13 protein-coding genes are annotated in these 17,734 nt (G+C 44.7%); 8 read left to right on the forward strand and 5 right to left on the reverse strand.

Annotation, left to right across the window (positions count from 1 at the left end):
* Positions 1-34: 34 nt before the first annotated feature.
* Entirely contained in the window at positions 35-595 is a 561-nt protein-coding gene (locus DN53_RS13815; RefSeq protein ID WP_129655096.1) for a YceI family protein, read from the reverse strand.
* A gap of 242 nt (positions 596-837) precedes the next feature.
* Here DN53_RS13815 and DN53_RS13820 point away from each other — a divergent pair, with 242 nt between their 5' ends.
* A complete protein-coding gene (locus tag DN53_RS13820) occupies positions 838-1,836 on the forward strand; it encodes a sensor histidine kinase (RefSeq protein WP_129655098.1) in 999 nt (332 codons plus the stop codon).
* Between the two features lie 3 nt (positions 1,837-1,839).
* Positions 1,840-2,538, forward strand: a complete 699-nt coding sequence (locus DN53_RS13825) for a LytR/AlgR family response regulator transcription factor (RefSeq protein WP_129655100.1) — start codon at positions 1,840-1,842, stop codon at positions 2,536-2,538.
* Positions 2,539-2,611: 73 nt separating this feature from the next.
* On the opposite strand, the gene DN53_RS13830 is transcribed toward DN53_RS13825, so the two are convergent.
* Genes DN53_RS13830 through DN53_RS13840 form a run of 3 tightly spaced genes read right to left on the reverse strand, consistent with a single transcriptional unit; the run spans position 2,612 to position 7,122 of the window.
* Entirely contained in the window at positions 2,612-4,264 is a 1,653-nt protein-coding gene (locus DN53_RS13830) for a sodium:solute symporter (protein ID WP_129655102.1), read from the reverse strand.
* Positions 4,265-4,292: 28 nt separating this feature from the next.
* Positions 4,293-5,618, reverse strand: coding sequence for a xylose isomerase (xylA, locus tag DN53_RS13835; protein WP_129655104.1), 1,326 nt, complete (start codon positions 5,616-5,618; stop codon positions 4,293-4,295).
* 13 nt (positions 5,619-5,631) lie between these two features.
* Positions 5,632-7,122, reverse strand: a complete 1,491-nt coding sequence (locus DN53_RS13840; RefSeq protein ID WP_129655106.1) for a xylulokinase — start codon at positions 7,120-7,122, stop codon at positions 5,632-5,634.
* 280 nt (positions 7,123-7,402) lie between these two features.
* On the opposite strand from DN53_RS13840, the gene DN53_RS13845 reads away from it, so the two are divergent.
* Genes DN53_RS13845 through DN53_RS13855 form a run of 3 tightly spaced genes read left to right on the forward strand, consistent with a single transcriptional unit; the run spans position 7,403 to position 10,442 of the window.
* Positions 7,403-8,611 (forward strand): DUF5690 family protein, encoded by a 1,209-nt coding sequence (locus DN53_RS13845; protein ID WP_242502152.1) that lies wholly within the window; start codon positions 7,403-7,405, stop codon positions 8,609-8,611.
* Positions 8,601-9,758 carry a TIGR03364 family FAD-dependent oxidoreductase gene (locus tag DN53_RS13850; RefSeq protein WP_129655110.1) on the forward strand — a complete coding sequence of 386 codons (1,158 nt, stop codon included), beginning with the start codon at positions 8,601-8,603 and terminating at the stop codon, positions 9,756-9,758. The genes DN53_RS13845 and DN53_RS13850 overlap by 11 nt, the downstream gene beginning before the upstream one ends.
* Positions 9,759-9,767: 9 nt before the next feature.
* On the forward strand, positions 9,768-10,442 hold the full coding sequence (locus tag DN53_RS13855) for a phosphonatase-like hydrolase (protein WP_129655112.1): 675 nt from the start codon (positions 9,768-9,770) through the stop codon (positions 10,440-10,442).
* On the opposite strand, the gene DN53_RS13860 is transcribed toward DN53_RS13855, so the two are convergent.
* Positions 10,439-11,005 carry a helix-turn-helix domain-containing protein gene (locus DN53_RS13860; RefSeq protein WP_129655114.1) on the reverse strand — a complete coding sequence of 189 codons (567 nt, stop codon included), beginning with the start codon at positions 11,003-11,005 and terminating at the stop codon, positions 10,439-10,441. The two genes, DN53_RS13855 and DN53_RS13860, sit on opposite strands and share 4 nt — an antisense overlap.
* Before the next feature lie 281 nt (positions 11,006-11,286).
* Here DN53_RS13860 and DN53_RS13865 point away from each other — a divergent pair, with 281 nt between their 5' ends.
* The 3 genes from DN53_RS13865 to DN53_RS13875 all read left to right on the forward strand — a co-directional run bounded on the left by DN53_RS13865 (position 11,287) and on the right by DN53_RS13875 (position 17,699).
* On the forward strand, positions 11,287-14,496 hold the full coding sequence (locus DN53_RS13865; protein WP_129655116.1) for a SusC/RagA family TonB-linked outer membrane protein: 3,210 nt from the start codon (positions 11,287-11,289) through the stop codon (positions 14,494-14,496).
* A 20-nt stretch (positions 14,497-14,516) separates the two neighbouring features.
* The gene (locus DN53_RS13870; protein ID WP_129655118.1) at positions 14,517-15,965 is read left to right on the forward strand and encodes a SusD/RagB family nutrient-binding outer membrane lipoprotein; all 1,449 of its coding nucleotides are present in this window, start codon (positions 14,517-14,519) and stop codon (positions 15,963-15,965) included.
* A gap of 78 nt (positions 15,966-16,043) precedes the next feature.
* Positions 16,044-17,699 (forward strand): alkaline phosphatase family protein, encoded by a 1,656-nt coding sequence (locus DN53_RS13875; RefSeq protein ID WP_129655120.1) that lies wholly within the window; start codon positions 16,044-16,046, stop codon positions 17,697-17,699.
* Positions 17,700-17,734 lie beyond the last annotated feature (35 nt).

The following is a 17,734-nucleotide window of genomic DNA, read 5'->3' on the forward strand; positions in this document are numbered from 1 at the left end:
TTTGTTTAAACTGTTGTCGGGCCTAAATATACGCCTATTGTTGGGCCATTTCCAGATTGATGGTCAGGTCAACATCATTTCCAAGGGAAACCGTTTCACCGCCCACACCAAAATCCAATCGGTTGACGGTACCCATAAGTTTAAGCCCCGCTTTCAATTTTTGGCTGCGTTGGTCCGTAATGATTCCGTTCACCTTTCCATCAAGAGTAACGGTTTTGGTCACGCCATGCATGGTAAGGTCTCCTGTAAGCTTAAAGGTCTTGTCCCCGGTCTTTTCAAAGGTGTTGCTCTTGAAGGTAATGGTAGGATGGGTCTCGGCGGCAAAAAAATCGTCGCTTCGCAAATGGTTGTCCCGGTTGGTGTTGTCGGTATCGATACTGGTGGTTTTAATATCGACGGTAAATTTAGCATTGTCAAAAGTATCGGAAGCCGTTGCGGTAATCTCAAAATCGCTAAAATGGCCTTCCACTTCGGAGATCATAAGGTGGGTAATAGCAAATCCGACCTTGGAATGGGCACCGTCCGATTTCCATGTGGATTGAGCAGATACCATGGCCCCAGCAAGTAGGGCAAAAATTATTAAGGTTTGTTTCATGATGGTTACTTTTAGATGTTTTGTGAAGTTTCCTTTTTTGGGTTGATACCTACTAATTTGACCAATCAAGGCGGATATGTTGAACTATTTTCCGTGAACGGTAGAAGTGGAGATGTCATCAACAGGATTTATGAAAATTTTAACTAAACTGTCGTTCAAGGGGTAAATTTTGTTGTTGGCAAAACTATTTTCCTTTAAAAAGGGATTATACCTAGTTTTGACATTCACTTAATGGTAACGTGTTGATTTCAAGGAAAGAGCTTATTTTTCAAATTGTACTGCACCTGATCGTGCTACTGTTTTTCTCGTTTAACAAACATGAGGGCAGTATTAATATAGATCGGGCCATCTTTCTGTTGTATTACAGTGCGGCCACGGTCATTATCACCTATTATTTAATGCCCAAATACTTGTATAAGAAGAGGTATTGGCAATTCTTCATTGCCTTTGGCCTTGTGGTTACGGGAGTGATTTTGTTGGAAGAATTGGTGCTGGAACCTTTGATGTTTCCCAATACCAAAAGAGGAAACTCCTTTCCTGGGGTGTATTTGTCCCTTTTGGGGGTGTTGCCTGTGATGACCATCTTGTCCGGATGTAAATTTGGATGGGATGCCCTTCAGAAGCAAGCAAAGATAGATGAGTTGCAAAGTACCATACAGGAAAGCGAAATCCAATTTTTGCGGTCGCAGATCAATCCCCATTTTTTGTTCAATAACTTGAACAACCTTTATTCCTATGCCTTGCAGAACTCACCCAAGACCCCAGAGATCATTTTGGAGATGAGTGGGGTTCTACGCTATATGCTTTATGAATCCAAAGAGCAGTTTGTTCCGTTGAAAAAGGAGTTGGAACAGTTGGACAACTTCATCAAATTGTACAAGTTGCAGATTGAGGACAGGGGGCAGGTCCGTTTTGAAACCAGCAACATAGGAGCAGGATACAAAATTGCCCCGTTGATTTTGATCGTTTTCATTGAAAATGCGTTCAAGCACAGCCAATCTGGGCAATCCTCTGATATTGAGATAGATATTTCCGTGAAAATGGACAATTCCGTTCTGGAGTTTTATTGCAAGAACAACTTTGAGGCAGTGCCCAGTCTGGATACCATTGCCAAGGGGATCGGATTACAAAATGTCCAAAAGCGTTTGCAGTTGCTCTATCCCAACAAACATAAGTTGGAAATAAAGGACGAGAATAAAAGTTATGATGTATACTTGAGGCTGGAACTCGAAAAAGCATAGGGTATGAGGTGCATTATTGTTGAAGACCAACCGCCAGCGCAGCGTATTCTTGAGAAGTTCATCAAGGATGTAAATTCCCTTGAACTTGTGGGAGTGTTTTCTGATGGATTGCAGGCCTTGGAGTTTCTCAAATCCGAACAGGTGGACCTAATGTTCTTGGACATCCATTTGCCCAAGATCAATGGGATTGACTTTTTAAAGAGCATCCAAGATCCTCCCAATGTGATACTGACCACAGCTTTCTCTGAATATGCCTTGGAAGGATATGATTTAAACGTGGTGGATTACTTATTGAAGCCGTTTTCCTTCCAACGCTTTTTGCAGGCTGTGAACAAGCTGGATAATAAAAAGGAACACCCTGACCTGAAAAATAACGGTATCACCCCCAATCCAATCAACGAAATCTATGTGAAATCGAGCCATGAGCACATCAAGGTTGCGGTGGACGACATTCTCACCATTTCCTCAGATTCCGATTATACGGAAATCCGTTTGGAACACCGAAAGATATTGTCCAACGAACCGCTGCGGCATTGGGTGACCGTTCTGGGACCGCCGCAATTTTTTCAGGTGCACAAATCACATATCATCAACACCAAAAAAATCGATAGGATATCCGGGAATTTGGTATATCTGACCAATGGAGCAAAAATTCCCATTGGGCGTGCCTACAAGGAAAACTTTTTGAATAGTATATTGTAACCAATAATAGTACTGCCAATAAAATAAAAAGGCCCGGAAATTTCCGGGCCTTTCTTGTTGATATTTTTGAATCCTATCCGGTAAAATAGGATAAAATGGCAATCACAATTACGACCAAGAGCACAGAAAGCACCACATCCACAGTGCTGTAGCTTCCTTTGGTGGCGGCCCGGTCCTCTGCAGTCAAGGTGCCAAAGGAAAGGCCCTTGATCAATGCGTAATTTGGAGGAGCTGTGGCCAAAGTGACCGCAATACATAGGGCTACCGAAAATATGAACATAAAAATGGCCATGTGGGCAAAGTTCACGGTGGCGAACTGAAATAGGAAGCCTGATACTTCTTCACCCGAGTTGATTTGGGGCTGATAATAAATTTCGGACCCCAAACGGAGTACCAAAAGCACCAAACCTGCCAAAAGTGTAGTGATAGCCGCTTTTGAATTGACCCGTTTCCAGATGATTCCCAAAAGGAACACCGTGGTCACCGGGGGAGCAATATAGGATTGTACGTTCTGAAGGTATTGGTACATGACCCCACCCCCGATTTTGTCCATGATGGGAATCCAAACAATGCCGAGCACCACAATGATTCCCGTGGCAATTTTACCAATGGTGAGCAATTCCCGTTCAGATTTTTCGGGACGAAGTTTTTTATAGATATCGATGGTGAAAATGGTGGAACATGAATTGAACACAGAGGCCAGGGAGCTCATCAATGCGGCCATAAGTCCACCGGCTACCAAGCCCTTCAACCCAACGGGAAGAAGGGTCTTTACCAACATGGGGAAGGCCCTGTCGGCACGTTCCACGTTGAATACTTCAGGGTTTTGAATGGTCAGGGCAAAGGCAATGATACCGGGGATCAAGAAAATCAGGATGGGCATCAATTTTAGATAAGCGCCAAAAATGGCCCCACGTCTACCTATTTTAATGTTGTTGGCAGCTAAGGTTCGCTGTACAATATATTGGTCGGTACACCAATACCAGATTCCCACAATGGTTCCTCCTATCAAGAGACCGGTCCACGGAAAATCTGGATCGCTCATGGGGCGCCACATATTAAAATGGTCTGGGCTAACGGAGGTCACGGTTTCCCGTAGCTGTCCCCAGCCTCCAACTTCCTGAAGGCCCAGATAGGTGATGATCAAGGACCCCAAGATCAAGATCACGGTCTGTAGGGTTTCCGTATAGATTACCGCTTTCATTCCACCGACCACGGTATAGATTCCAGTAAAGACAACGACCCCAATGGCCCCATACCAAAACGGAATCCCAAGCAGTTCGGAAACCACAATCCCCCCTGCATAAATGGTCACGGAAACCTTGGTGAGCACGTAGGCGACCAAGGAAAATATGGATAGGAACCAGCGTGATCGGCTATCAAAACGTTTTTCGAGGAATTCGGGCATGGTAAAGGCCCCGCTTCGTATGTAAAATGGGAGAAACAACCATCCCAGCAGTAGAACGATCCAAGCATGAAGCTCGTAATGGGCCATGGGCGTGCCCGATTCAAATCCGGTTCCTGCCAAGCCTACAACGTGTTCCGAGCCTATATTTGATGCAAAAATGGAGGCTCCGATAACGAACCATCCCACATTTCTACCCGCCAAAAAATAGTCCTCGGTGTTTTTATTCTTCTGGGCCACCACCCAAACGGCCACTCCGATCAGGGCCAAGAAGTAAATGCCCAGAACGATCCAGTCGGGCCTTTCTAAAACTGATTCCATAATAAAATTGGTTTGTTTGCTTAGTTAGTTATATGTATTGATTGATTATGTTCTCAAACAATTCCTGTTTTCCACTACGCTTTTTGATCTCTGGGTTTTTTGAAGCGTGTGCATGTAGATCTAACAAGGAAAGCGTACCGTCTTCAAAGGCTTTTCCGGTGCCGGAATCAAACGAACTGTATCGGTCCCTCCTCATGCTAATATAATTGGAATTTTCCAATATAGCGTTGGCGGCCAGTAAGGCCCTGGCAAAAGCATCCATTCCGCCTATGTGGGCGTGGAAGATATCTTCAAGGTCGGAGGAGTTTCTTCGGATTTTAGCATCAAAGTTAATTCCACCTCCTTGAAATCCACCGGATTGCAAGATGACCAGCATGGCTTGGGCCAGCTCATACACATCCACAGGGAATTGATCGGTATCCCATCCGTTTTGATAATCGCCCCGGTTGGCATCGATGCTGCCCAGCATCCCATTGTCTGCCGCCACTTGAAGTTCATGTTCAAAAGTGTGCAGGGCCAAGGTGGCGTGGTTGACCTCGATGTTAAGTTTAAAATCATCCAAAAGATCATATTTGGTCAGGAAACCGATGACCGTGGCCGCATCAAAATCATATTGGTGTTTGGAAGGTTCCATGGGCTTTGGTTCAATAAAAAATGTTCCCTTGAACCCTTGTTTTCTGGCATAGTCCTTGGCCATGTGTAGAAATCGGGCCATGTGGTCCTGTTCACGGCCCATATCGGTGTTCAATAAGGACATATATCCTTCACGACCTCCCCAGAACACATAATTTTCCCCATTGAGTTTGATGGTGGCATCCAAGGCGTTTTTCACTTGTGCCCCGGCATGGGCCACTACATCAAAGTCGGGGTTGGTGGCCGCTCCGTTCATGTATTTGGGATTGCTAAAGCAATTTGCGGTTCCCCACAATAGCTTTACCCCGGAAGCCTTCATTTTTTCTTGGGCGTAATCGGTAATGATTTCCAATCGTTTTTCTGACTCGGCCAATGAATTCCCTTCGGCAATCAGGTCAAAATCGTGGAAACAATAGTAGGGAGCCCCAATTTTGGTAATGAATTCAAAAGCGGCATCCATTTTGTCCTTGGCCTGTTGAATGGGGTCTGCACTGGTCAACCAAGGGAATTCTTGGGTAGGCGCTCCGAAGGGATCGGCCCCTACACCGGTGAAGGTATGCCAATAGGCAATGGCAAACTTAAAATGGTCTTTCATGGTCTTGCCTCCCACTAATCTGTTCTCATCATAATATTTAAAGGCCATGGGATTGTGGGATTCCTTTCCTTCAAACTGTATTTTTCCAATTCCTTTGAAAAACTCTGTATCTCCTTTTGTGATCATAATTTTATATTGTTCAATGTTCTAGATATGTTTTTAGTTCCTTTTTCCAGTTCTGATAGGCTTCCTGATAGTTTTCAGTGTTAGCGTCCGGTTCGTAGGTCAATTGAACGACATCCGTTGCCGTGGCTTCCGTGATGCTGTCAAAATTCCCATGGGCATAAGCTGCCGCCCTAGCTGCGCCAACAGCTCCCGTGGTCTCTACAATATCTATGCGGCTACTGGTCAGTGAGGCAATGGTCTTGGAAAATATACCCGCCCGAAAGAGATTGTCATTGCCTGCTTTGATTGAGGTGATGTCTACCCCATCATTTTGTAGGATTTCCATGCCATACACAAAGGAGAATGCAATGCCCTCCAAGGCCGCCCTGAAAATATGGGGTGCTTTGTGCAGGTTAAACCGAAGGTTGAGGATTCGCGAGCCTTTCCCAAAATTGTTCAGCATACGTTCCGTGCCATTCCCGAAGGGAAGAATGCTCAATCCTTGGGCTCCAATGGGAATGGATTCCGCCATTTGGTTCATTTGGTGATACGAAAGACCTTGGGTCAGTTCGTTCCTGATCCAGCTATACTGAATTCCCGTACCGTTGATACAAAGTAATTTGCCAATCCTTTGGTCTTTGGATGTATGGTTCACATGGGCAAAGCTATTGATGCGGGTGTGCTCTTGGGTAGTTTCTTTATCGGATAGGGCGTAAACCACTCCTGAAGTGCCTCCGGTTGCGGCTATTTGTCCGGGTTCCATGACATTGAGGGAGAGGGCGTTGTTGGGTTGGTCCCCTGATCGGTAAAGAATGGGAATGCCCTCGGGAAGTCCGGATTCCAAAGCGCCTTGTTTGCTCACAAAACCCTGTTCCGAAAAAGTGGGACGTATTTCAGAGACCAGGGAAGGGTTGATGCCTGCTTCCTCCAATAGCCATGTGGCCACTTCATTGGTTTTGAAATCCCATAAAATTCCTTCGGAAAGCCCAGATGGGGTAGTAACGCAAGAGCCGGATAATTTTAGGGCAATGTAATCGCCGGGCAACATGAACTTATGGATCTTTTTAAAGATTTCAGGTTCGTGGTCCTTGACCCATTTTAGTTTGGAAAGTGTGAAATTTCCAGGGGAATTGAGGAGGTGTTCCACACATTTTTCCTTACCGGCCTTGTTGAAAAGCTCTTCTCCAGCTTCCACGGCCCTACTATCACACCAAATAATGGAAGGCCGGATAGGTTTGTGTGCTTTGTCCACTACCACCAAACCGTGCATTTGGTAGGATATCCCAATCCCTTTGATGTCTTCTTTGGAAATCCCATTTTTGGAAATCAGCTCACGTACCGCGGTACAAAGGTGTTTCCACCAAAGCTCGGGATCTTGCTCACCCCATCCGGGGTTGGTGGCCAGAATGGGCATTTCCTTTTCAGGTTGTTGTACAACATCCACCACACTTCCATCTTCATTTTGTATCAAGGCTGCCTTGATGGATGAACTTCCAATATCAAAACCTAACCAATATTTAACCATGTTGTTGTCGAGCGCTTCAATTATTCAATTAAAATAGCATTAAAAATTAAATGTCATTCAAGAATCGTGATCAAGGGTAATTTAGGATGGAACAGGAATAATTTTTTGCTAACGATTATTTAAACTAGAAAAGTGTATCATTTTCCAATAAAAGTGAGTAATTTGAAACTTTATTTTATTATTTGTAAACATTGTGACAGCTCAAAACACCTTTAAAAGAAAATCTTCCCTGGTCTTTGTCCTGCACGCTTCCCTAGCTGCTTTTGGCACCTACTTTTGTATGTATGCCTTTCGTAAGCCTTTCACCGTGGCAACGTTTGATGGGTTGGCTTACTTTGGGGTAGATTACAAAATATTGTTGATCATTGCCCAGGTTTTGGGATATGCCCTTTCCAAATTTATTGGAATCAAGGTAATTTCCGAATTGAAACCCAACCGAAGGTTGCTGCTTTTGATTTCCTTGATCTTTCTGGCCGAGATGGCATTGATTGGGTTTGCAACCCTACCGGCCCCCTATAATATTGTTTTTATGTTTTTGAACGGCATTCCCTTGGGAATGGTTTGGGGCATTGTGTTTTCCTATGTTGAAGGAAGAAGGTTCACCGATGTTTTAGGGGTGATCCTGTGTGCGAGTTTTATCGTCTCGAGCGGTGTGGTAAAATCCGTTGGGCTCTATGTAATGAATAATTGGGGGGTAAGTGAGCTATGGATGCCTTCGGTGACCGGGGCACTTTTTGTACTTCCCCTGTTGTTGTCTTCTTATTTTTTACAGCGGGTACCGCCACCCACAGCTTTGGATATGGAGCAGCGTACCGAACGTATTCCCATGACCAAGCAAGATCGGAAAGCCCTTGTGAAGAAATTCTTTTTCCCGCTTTTGTTGGTGGTCATCTTTTATACATTCCTGACCGCGTTTAGGGATTTCCGAGACAATTTTGCCCGGGAATTGTGGGACAGTATGGGGTATAAAGGGGATATTTCCGTCTTTTCCACATCGGAAATCATCATTGCCATTATTGTGCTCTTGATCATAGGCTCCATTTTTTATGTGAAGGATAACTTTAGGGCATTGTTGACGTATCATTTACTGTTGATATTGGGAACCGTGGTGCTGGGTATTTCCACCCTCATGTTTCAACTGGGCATGATGAACCCTTTTGTTTGGATGGTCTGTACCGGTTTTGGACTCTACATCTGCTATGTGCCGTTCAATTGCTTGTTCTTTGATCGTTTCATTGCGGCCTTCAAGATAAAGGGCAATTCAGGGTTCTTGATTTACATTGCCGATGCTTTTGGATATGTGGGCAGTGTTTTGGTGCTTCTCTATAAAAACTTTGGTCAGGCCAACCTTTCATGGCTTAACTTCTTTGTATACGGTACCTACGCCGTGGCCGTGATCGGTATTTGTATATCAGTGGTGCTTTTTGTCCATTTTGGGGCAAGGCATAAATCAGAAAAATTGAACCAGGAATTGGATTATGGACAATAAATATGATGTAGTTGTTGTAGGAGGTGGTATTTTGGGCACGTTTCATGCCTATCATGCCATGGAATTGGGGATGAAGGTCTGTTTGGTTGAAAAGGATAATTATCCCAAGGGCGCCACCACTCAAAATTTTGGACAGGTAGTTCCATCCGGGATGAACACCAAATGGCAAAAGTATGGGCGGGAAAGCCTTCGGATCTATAAAGAGATCCAGTCCCAGTTTGACATCAGCATTCGTCAAAATGGAACCGTGTACCTGGCATCCAATGAAGAAGAAGAGCAATTGTTGGTAGAGCTACGGGCCATCAACAACAACAATGAATATAGTTCCAAGATGTTGACGAAGAGCGAATGCTTGGGGCGGTATCCCGGATTGCGTAGGGATTATGTAAAAGCCGGACTTTTCTTTCCGGATGAGGTGACCGTTGAGCCAAGGACCATGATCCATAGGCTTCAGGAATATCTGGTGTCCCAAAAAGGATTGGAGATCAAAACAGGATTTTTGGTTTCTTCCTGCGAGAGAACGGGGAGCGGGATAGAAGTACAGAGCTCGTTGGGGCAAAGTATCTTTGGCAAAAAGGTTATCATTTGCAACGGCAGCGATTTTAAGAATCTTTATCCAGAATTGTTTGCCCAAAGCGACTTGGAAGTTTCCAAGCTTCAGATGATGCAGACCAAACCCCAAGAAAATTATACCTTGAAAGGGTCCATTTTGACCGGATGGTCCATCAGAAGGTATGAGGCATTTTACGAATGCCCATCCTATCACGAAATAAAGGCCAAGGAACTACCGGATACGCCGCAGAAAAATTGGGGCGTGCACATTTTGTTCAAACAAGCCTTGGATGGCTCGGTGATCTTGGGAGATTCACATCAATACGCCGATGCCGCACATGCGGACGATCTAGGCTATGACCTTGATATGGATATTGATAACTTTATGGTGGAGGAAGCCAAAAAAATCATTCAATTGCCCAACTATGAAATTCAGCGTAGGTGGTACGGAATGTATTCGCAATGCAAGACCAGTGACATTTTCAAAAAGACCATTGATGAAGATATCCACATTGTTACCGGTATTGGAGGTAAGGGGATGACAGGGAGTGCCGGCTTTTCAAAAAAGAATATTGCCAAAATTTTAAATCGATAGAAATTGCTTATGAAAGATATGAAACTTGTTGTGTTTGATATGGCCGGAACTACGGTGAACGAGGACAATGTTGTTTACAAAACAGTACAAAAGGCACTGAACAATGCCGGGGTGGATGTTACTTTGGACCAAGTGTTGGAACATGGGGCTGGGAAAGAGAAATATCAAGCCATTTTGGACATTGTTGAACAAGTAAATGCCACCGTGGATGCCAAGGAAGTACATGCGCGTTTCAAGGAAATGCTCAAACAAGCTTATGCCGAGTTGGAGGTGACTACTTATGAAGGGGTGGAACAGCTTTTTGAAACCTTGCGTTCCCATGGGATCAAAGTGGTGTTGAACACGGGGTACGACTCCAACACCGCACAATCATTGTTGCAAAAATTGGGTTGGATGCCTGGAAATCAAATAGATGCACTGATCACGGCCGATGATGTGGAAGTGGGAAGGCCTTCTTCGGAAATGATCGATAAGGCCATGGCCCTATTCAATATTACCGATCCGGAGCAGGTACTGAAAGCTGGCGATTCTGAAATTGACATTGAGGAAGGTAAAAATGCCAACTGCGGGATTACCGTTGGGGTCCTTACCGGGGCACAGACCCGGGAACAATTGGAGAAAGCCAACCCAACCTATATCCTGGACTCATTGAGTGATCTGCAAGAAATCCTGTTCAAGGATTAAATAAAGAAATAAACGACCAACATCTTTGAAGGTACTTTGCCCCTGTTGATGGGAACATGGGGGATTCTTCCATCGAAAAATATGGAGTCCCCTTCCTTTAAAAGTACTTCTTGGTCCCCAATGACGTAAGCACACTCACCGGTAAGAATGTATTTGAATTCAAAAGCATCTGTGATTACCTTTTCCCTTTCGGAGTTGGGCTGTACCTCCAAGAGTACACTTTCAAAACCAACGGAGTTCAATTGTTTGCCAAAGATGTAATTGTAGGTAAACCCAATGGCTTCGTCCTCTTTTTCAATAATGGTCTGTTCTTCTTTCCGTGATACCAAAAAGTTGTGCCCATTGACCTTGGGCATACCATCGAAGAAATCGATCATTTCGGTTTCCAAGGCGCCCACAATCTTTAAAAATACGGGCAAGGAAGGGATGGTCCTGCCATTTTCTATGCGTGAAATCAACCCAGCGGTAACTCCAGCTTGGATGGCAACATCACTGATCGTCTTTTTGTTGCCTCTCCGTATTTCCTTGATGCGTTTGCCAATGCCTATCAGATAATCATCCATGATAACTTAACCTCGTGTGTTTTAGTATTTATAATATTTTGGAAAAAGGAACAAATAAAAGTATGTTTCTTAACCTATTGTTAAACAGTAATATATTAAGATGTTCACTTGGTGCAAGATACCATAAAAATTGAATATTTGTAAATAATGTTTAGCTAACATTATGCCGATTCTTTTAACCTTTCCATATCTTTTTTTTAATCTGTTCAACTGCGTGCCTTAACGCTTGTGTTGGATATTTGTTGATAAATAATTAACCAAATTTTACAAATATTCAACAAATGAAAAAAGCATTCGTAGCGTTTATACTTGCCTTTACCGTAAGTATTGTCGGCTATTCCCAAACCACATTTTCAGGTACGGTTGTGGATGAAAACAGTGTACCGTTGCCTGGGGCATCGGTTGTTGTTAAAGGTAGCACCGTAGGGGTGGCTGCAGATTTTGATGGAAACTTTGAAATTGGAATTCCCCAGGAAGGTGGAATTTTGGTGGTTTCCTATATAGGGTATATTGCCCAAGAATTTGATCCTTCCGGAAAGACCATGGCAACCATTATGCTACAACCCGATTCGCAGCAATTGGATGAAGTAGTGGTTACGGCTTTGGGTATCAAAAGGGAAACCAAAAAATTGGCCTATGCCGTTCAAAAAGTTTCCGGGGAAGAGATTTCTGAAGCAAAGGAAACCAACGTGGTGAACTCACTTGCCGGTAAAATGGCGGGGGTTCAGGTCACTGGAGGGAATTCCGGTGTGGGGTCTTCCTCACAGATCATCATCCGTGGGGAAAATTCATTGAATCCCAGCCCCAATGCCAACTCTCCTTTATTTGTGGTGGATGGTATTCCTATTAATAATAATGTGAGCAGCCGTGGTTCCGAAGGTAACATGGAAGTGGATTACGGTAATGGCGCCATGGACATCAATCCCGATGACGTGGAGACCATGACCGTATTGAAAGGTCCCAATGCAACCGCACTTTACGGTTCAAGGGGTGCCAATGGGGTTGTCCTTATCACTACAAAATCAGGAAGAGGCGCAAGAGGTATCGGTGTTTCATATACCAATAACACCACCTTTGAGGATTTGTTGACCTTGCCTAAATATCAAAACAGATACGGACAGGGATCTGGTGGACAGTTTGCCTTTAATGATGGAGGTCAGAACCGTTCCTTGACCGGAGGAATCAATGACCATGTGGATGAAAGCTGGGGTCCTGCCTTGGATGGACAATTGATTCCACAGCACGATAGCCCAACCACTAGCGGATTGCGTGCTGGGGATGTGCATGTACGTCCTAGAAATCCTGATGGCACTTTTGCGGATGAAATCATTGCGACTCCTTTTTCACCGCATTCAAGCAATATTGATGACTTCTTCAGAACCGGCTTTACCATGAGCAACAACATTGCATTGACCGGCGGTAATGAAGATGGTAATTTCAGGGTGTCTTTCACCGATTTGCAGAGCGAGAGCGTTATTCCAAACTCCAACTTTAAAAGACGTTCCTACCAAGTGAACGGAACCTATAACCTGACTGATTGGTTGAAGGTGACGGGATCCATGAACTACATCAATTCCAATTCAAGGAACCGTCCCAACAACTCTTATGGAACGGAAAACGTAATGTACCTATGGATCTGGTTCGGTCGTCATATAGACATGAACGGACTAAGGGATTACTGGCAGCCCGGTTTGGAAAATGTACAACAGTACAACTACAACTATAACTACCATGACAACCCGTTCTTTACGGTTTTTGAAAACACAAACGCCTTTAACAAGGACCGTGTGATCACCAACTTGCGGGCCGATTTGAAGTTGACCAAGGATTTGAGCTTTATGTTGCGCTCCGGTTTTGATTATTCCAATGAACTGGATATGCGTAAAAGGGCTTTTTCAACCCAGCGATTCCCAAATGGGCAGTATCGTGAGGACTACATCTATGCTTACGAGCAGAACACGGATTTTCTATTGGCCTATAACAAGGAGTTGAACGAGGATTTTGACTTTGGAATCTCCATGGGGGCCAACCATCGTTCTGCAAAGAACAGGTATCAGCGTATCAGTGCCAACTCATTGTCCATTCCCGGCATCTACAATTTTGGTAACGCTGCCGAGCCTTTGACCCAGAGCGATTACGATAGCAAGTTTACGGTGAACAGTCTCTATGCCTTTTCGAACGTTTCCTATAAGGACTATGCCTTCTTGGATGTAACGGCCCGTAACGATTGGTCGTCCACTTTGCCTGATGGAAACAATAGCTATTTCTACCCTTCGGTCGGAATGAGTTTCATCCTTTCCGATATGTTTGAGATGCCAAAAGCCATCAGTTTTGCCAAAATCCGTGGAGGATGGGCCACAGTGGGGAACGATACCGATCCTTACAACTTGGCTGCCACCTATGGATTTGGAAATACCTTTAATGGATTTTCCAGGGCATATTCGCCTTCAGAATTGAAACTGTCAGACCTAAAACCGGAAAGAACCAACTCCTTTGAAGTGGGTGCCGATCTACGATTCTTCCAAAGTCGTCTAGGTCTTGATGTTGCGGCGTACAAATCGGTTACCGATAACCAGATTCTTTCCCTTCCAGTTTCCAATACTTCAGGATATGGATCAAGGATCATCAACGCCGGTGAGGTGGAGAATAAAGGTATTGAGGTTACATTGAGCGCAACTCCTGTAAAGACCAATAGCTTTAGCTGGGATACCAACATCAACTTTACCGCCAACCGTGGTGAGGTAAAGGAACTTACCGATGGACTTACCAGTTATTTGGTAAAAGAGAACTACCTACAAGTGGTGGCCGAAGTTGGTGAGCGAATGGGCGATTTATACGGAACCGGATTTGAGCAGGTTACCGACAAGAGCAGCCCATACTACGGGCAGTGGATCATAGATGAGAGTTCTGGTTTGCCCATCCGAAGCAATGAACTACGGAATCTTGGAAACTACAATCCAGATTTCATGGTAGGTTTCCAAAACAGCTTCCAGTATAAAAACTTCAGGTTCGGATTCCTTTTCGATTGGAGACAAGGTGGGGTGTACCACTCTAGGACCGTTGCCATTGGAGGAACAACAGGAATGTTGGATTTTACAGTGCCAGGACGTGAGACAGGAATCGTTGCGCAAGGTGTGATTGACAATGGGGATGGAAGCTATACGCCCAATACGCAGAGTGTGGCCGCATCCAATTACTATTCCCATGTCTACAACAGAAGCAATGAGCAAAGCTCAATGTTCGATGCAACCTATGTGAAACTTCGCGAAGTGAAATTGGGATATACCTTCCCAAGTAAATTATTGGAAAGAACACCGATTAGGTCAGCTACCATTTCACTGGTTGGCCGTAACCTCGCTTTGTGGACAGAAAACGACCACGTAGATCCTGAGACCATTTCTTTCTCCGGAGGCAATATTGTGCCCGGTGTAGAAGACATGGCCCTGCCCAGCACCAGAAGTTTTGGACTGAACCTTAATGTAGAATTTTAAATAGTCAAGACGAAAAAAAGATGAAGACATCAAACATCATAGCGTCAATATTTCTAGCGGGAACCTTAATGGTGTCCTGTACCGAAAACTTTGAAGAAATCAATATGAACCCTAATGCCCCGGAGCAGGTAAGTGCCAACTTGTTGGTATCCACCGTGACCTCGGAAATTACCAGAACACTTACAGAAGAGGGCTACAGCGATGGAAACACCATTACCCAATTGATGGCCAAGAACAACTTTCCTGGGTTTAGCCAATTTGATTGGGGAGATCAAGGCATGTGGAATTTCTTCTACAATTACCTGCCGGAAATCAACGATATTTTGGAAATATCAAGGGCAGAGGGCACACAAAATGCAACATATGAAGGGATAGCCCTTACCATGAGGGCCCTTAGTTTTGCCAACCTGACCGATTTGTATGGATATGTTCCTTACTCTGAAGCCATGTCTGGTAAGTCAGATGGAATATTTACTCCGGTATATGATGATCAAGAGACCGTTTATAATGGGGTGTTGCAAGATTTGGCCGATGCAGATGCTGCACTGGCCAAAGGAGAGGCAATTGCAGGTTCTTCAGGAGATGTCATCTTCAACGGGGATGCTACCAAATGGAGAAGATTGGCAAACTCATTGAGACTGCGCTATTTAATGCGGATTTCAAAACGTAGGGATGTTTCTGCTGACATGCAGTCCATTGTCAATGCAGGAAACTATATCGATTCCAATGAGGACAATGCCACATTGGTGTACAGCGGAACTTCCAACACCGATTCTTGGCCCCAAAGCACGGGCCGTATTGGAGGCTTTGATGAGAAAAGCTTGTGCACCACCTTGTTGGACTATTTTGAACGCTTCAATGACCCACGTTTGGACATTTGGTTCGATAGAAACAGTGATGGTGATTGGGTAGGTATCCCTATTGGCCTGAATCAGGACAACGCCCGTGCCTATGATGACGAGTTCAGTCCAAGTAGATTGGATGTGGAGTTGTTTTACTTTTCTGCCACTCAAGCTGAAGCTTTCATCATGAAAAACTCAGAAGTACAATTTATTTTGGCGGAAGCTGCCGAAAGAGGCATAATTTCCGGAAGTGCGGAGAGCTATTATAATGAAGGTATTAGGGCAAGCCTTTCCTATTGGGGTGTTGATGATGCCGACATTGAAGCCTATTTATTGGAATCCGAAGTGCAATATGATGGTACCTTGGAACTTCTGTTGACCCAAAAGACCATTGCCCTTTGGAATGTGGACTATCAAGGTTGGATGGATTACAGAAGAACAGGCATGCCTGCATTGGAAACAGGTCAAGACGATTTGAACGGAGGATTGTATCCCGTTCGTTTCCTTTATCCTTCATCGGAACAAACCCTGAACAAGGCCAATTATGACGGTGCCGTAAGTGCCATGGGCGGAGCGGGAGACAACATAAATACCAAAGGCTGGTGGGAAACCGGAACCCGATATTAGTAGAAAAATTCATTCATTTCAGCGAGCAAACGGTTGCCCCTTGAACGGGGCAGCCTTTGCTATTTAAGAGTTATGACCATGATAAAAAAAGCACTTTGTTTGGTTCTGTTGGCCGTCTTGGTTTTTGCCTGTGACAAAACGGATAAAAAAGGATTCACTATAGATCACGTGGTTGTGATTGGAGTGGATGGGATGAGTCCGGATGGCATCCAAAACGCAAATACCCCCATGTTGGATTCCATGGTTCAAAATGGAGCCGCAACCATGCAGGCAAGGTCGGTTCTCCCTTCGAGTTCCAGTCCCAATTGGGCCAGTATGATTATGGGTGCCGATACGGAGCAGCATGGGATCACTTCCAACGGATGGGAAAAATTTGACCATCAATTGCCCCCGGTCGTGGCCACCAAGAACGGTACTTTCCCTACCATTTTCACTTTGTTCAAGGACCAACAACCAGAAGCCCATGTGGGTGCCATTTACGATTGGGACGGTTTTGGACGATTGTTTGAAAAGGACGATGTTGACTTTGATATCAATGGCGACCACGAAGACGGGACTACCACAGATGCAATAACCTACATCAAGGAACACACGCCCAAGTTTACGTTTGTACATCTGGACCATGTGGATCATGCTGGGCATAGTATGGGCCATGGCAGTGCGGAGTACTACACTTCTGTTGCAAAAGCAGATTCCCTGATCACTGAAATTGTAAAGGCCACCAAAGATGCCGGGATGTTTGAAAAGACCCTTTTCATTGTATCTGCCGATCATGGAGGATTGGGTTACGGACATGGTGGGGAGAGTTTGGCCGAAATGACCATTCCCTTTATCATGTATGGAGCCGGGGTGAAGAAAGGCTATGAAATTGAAGAAACCGTATACCAATACGACAATGCCCCCACGGTGGCCTACGCCATGGGACTGCAAACACCACAAGCATGGATTGGCAGACCTGTAAAAGGGGCTTTTATAGGAAATAAAAAACCCAAACTGACCTACAAGCGAAAAGAGCAGATTACCCAACCAAAGATTCTTCCCGATGCGGGCCATTATGAGCCGGCAGGCGGAGTTTTCAAAGCCGATTCCGTAGCAGTGGTGATACAAAACCCGAACAATGGTGGGGAAATTCGCTATGTGCTGGGGGGTGAGGTGCCAACGGCAACCAATAGCTCGGTGTACCAAGACACCTTTTATCTGAAGGAAACGACTGTCCTGAAAGCTGCTGTTTTTCAAAATGGAGCCATGGCAAGCACCATGGCCGAGGCCAATTTTAGAATTGTCCCAAAAAGCAAGGAAGACCCCGTAAAGTTTCAGATATTCTATGGGGGAAAAATGGAGAAGCTTCCGGATTTCTCAACCCTAAAACCGGTTAAAGAGGGGTATGCAACGGAGTTCTCCCATAAGCAAGCCTTGAGTCCGGATATCCAACAAGATCAGGTGGCCTTGGTGTTGATAAGCTATTTGGAAATCGAAGAGGAAGGAAAGTATCGCTTCTTTACCAATAGTGATGATGGTAGCAAGCTTTACGTGGATGGAATATTGGTAGTGGACAACGATGGGGACCATGGCGTTATGGAACGTAGCGGAACCATGGAATTGACCAAGGCACGTCATGAAGTGCGTGTGGAGTTCTTCAATGGCGGTGGCGGCTACCATTTGGATGTAAAGTATCAAGGGAAAGATGTTCCCAAGCAGATTATTCCTGCAAATAAATTATACAGAGTCGAGTAATAGATGTTCCACAACCTTAAAAAGTTAGGTTTTTT

Origin of the sequence: Flagellimonas olearia, assembly GCF_004150225.1 — a bacterium.
Lineage (GTDB): Bacteria > Bacteroidota > Bacteroidia > Flavobacteriales > Flavobacteriaceae > Flagellimonas > Flagellimonas olearia.

What these genes read in the sequence shown, in the direction of transcription:
- DN53_RS13850 (WP_129655110.1), top strand. Translation starts at nt 8,601, where the DNA reads ATGGACAATAAATATGATGTAGTTGTTGTAGGAGGTGGTATTTTGGGC.
- DN53_RS13875 (WP_129655120.1), top strand. Translation starts at nt 16,044, where the DNA reads ATGATAAAAAAAGCACTTTGTTTGGTTCTGTTGGCCGTCTTGGTTTTT.
- DN53_RS13825 (WP_129655100.1), top strand. Translation starts at nt 1,840, where the DNA reads ATGAGGTGCATTATTGTTGAAGACCAACCGCCAGCGCAGCGTATTCTT.
- DN53_RS13855 (WP_129655112.1), top strand. Translation starts at nt 9,768, where the DNA reads ATGAAAGATATGAAACTTGTTGTGTTTGATATGGCCGGAACTACGGTG.
- DN53_RS13830 (WP_129655102.1), bottom strand. Translation starts at nt 4,264, where the DNA reads ATGGAATCAGTTTTAGAAAGGCCCGACTGGATCGTTCTGGGCATTTAC.
- DN53_RS13815 (WP_129655096.1), bottom strand. Translation starts at nt 595, where the DNA reads ATGAAACAAACCTTAATAATTTTTGCCCTACTTGCTGGGGCCATGGTA.
- DN53_RS13845 (WP_242502152.1), top strand. Translation starts at nt 7,403, where the DNA reads ATGTATGCCTTTCGTAAGCCTTTCACCGTGGCAACGTTTGATGGGTTG.
- DN53_RS13870 (WP_129655118.1), top strand. Translation starts at nt 14,517, where the DNA reads ATGAAGACATCAAACATCATAGCGTCAATATTTCTAGCGGGAACCTTA.
- DN53_RS13860 (WP_129655114.1), bottom strand. Translation starts at nt 11,005, where the DNA reads ATGGATGATTATCTGATAGGCATTGGCAAACGCATCAAGGAAATACGG.
- DN53_RS13840 (WP_129655106.1), bottom strand. Translation starts at nt 7,122, where the DNA reads ATGGTTAAATATTGGTTAGGTTTTGATATTGGAAGTTCATCCATCAAG.
- xylA (WP_129655104.1), bottom strand. Translation starts at nt 5,618, where the DNA reads ATGATCACAAAAGGAGATACAGAGTTTTTCAAAGGAATTGGAAAAATA.
- DN53_RS13865 (WP_129655116.1), top strand. Translation starts at nt 11,287, where the DNA reads ATGAAAAAAGCATTCGTAGCGTTTATACTTGCCTTTACCGTAAGTATT.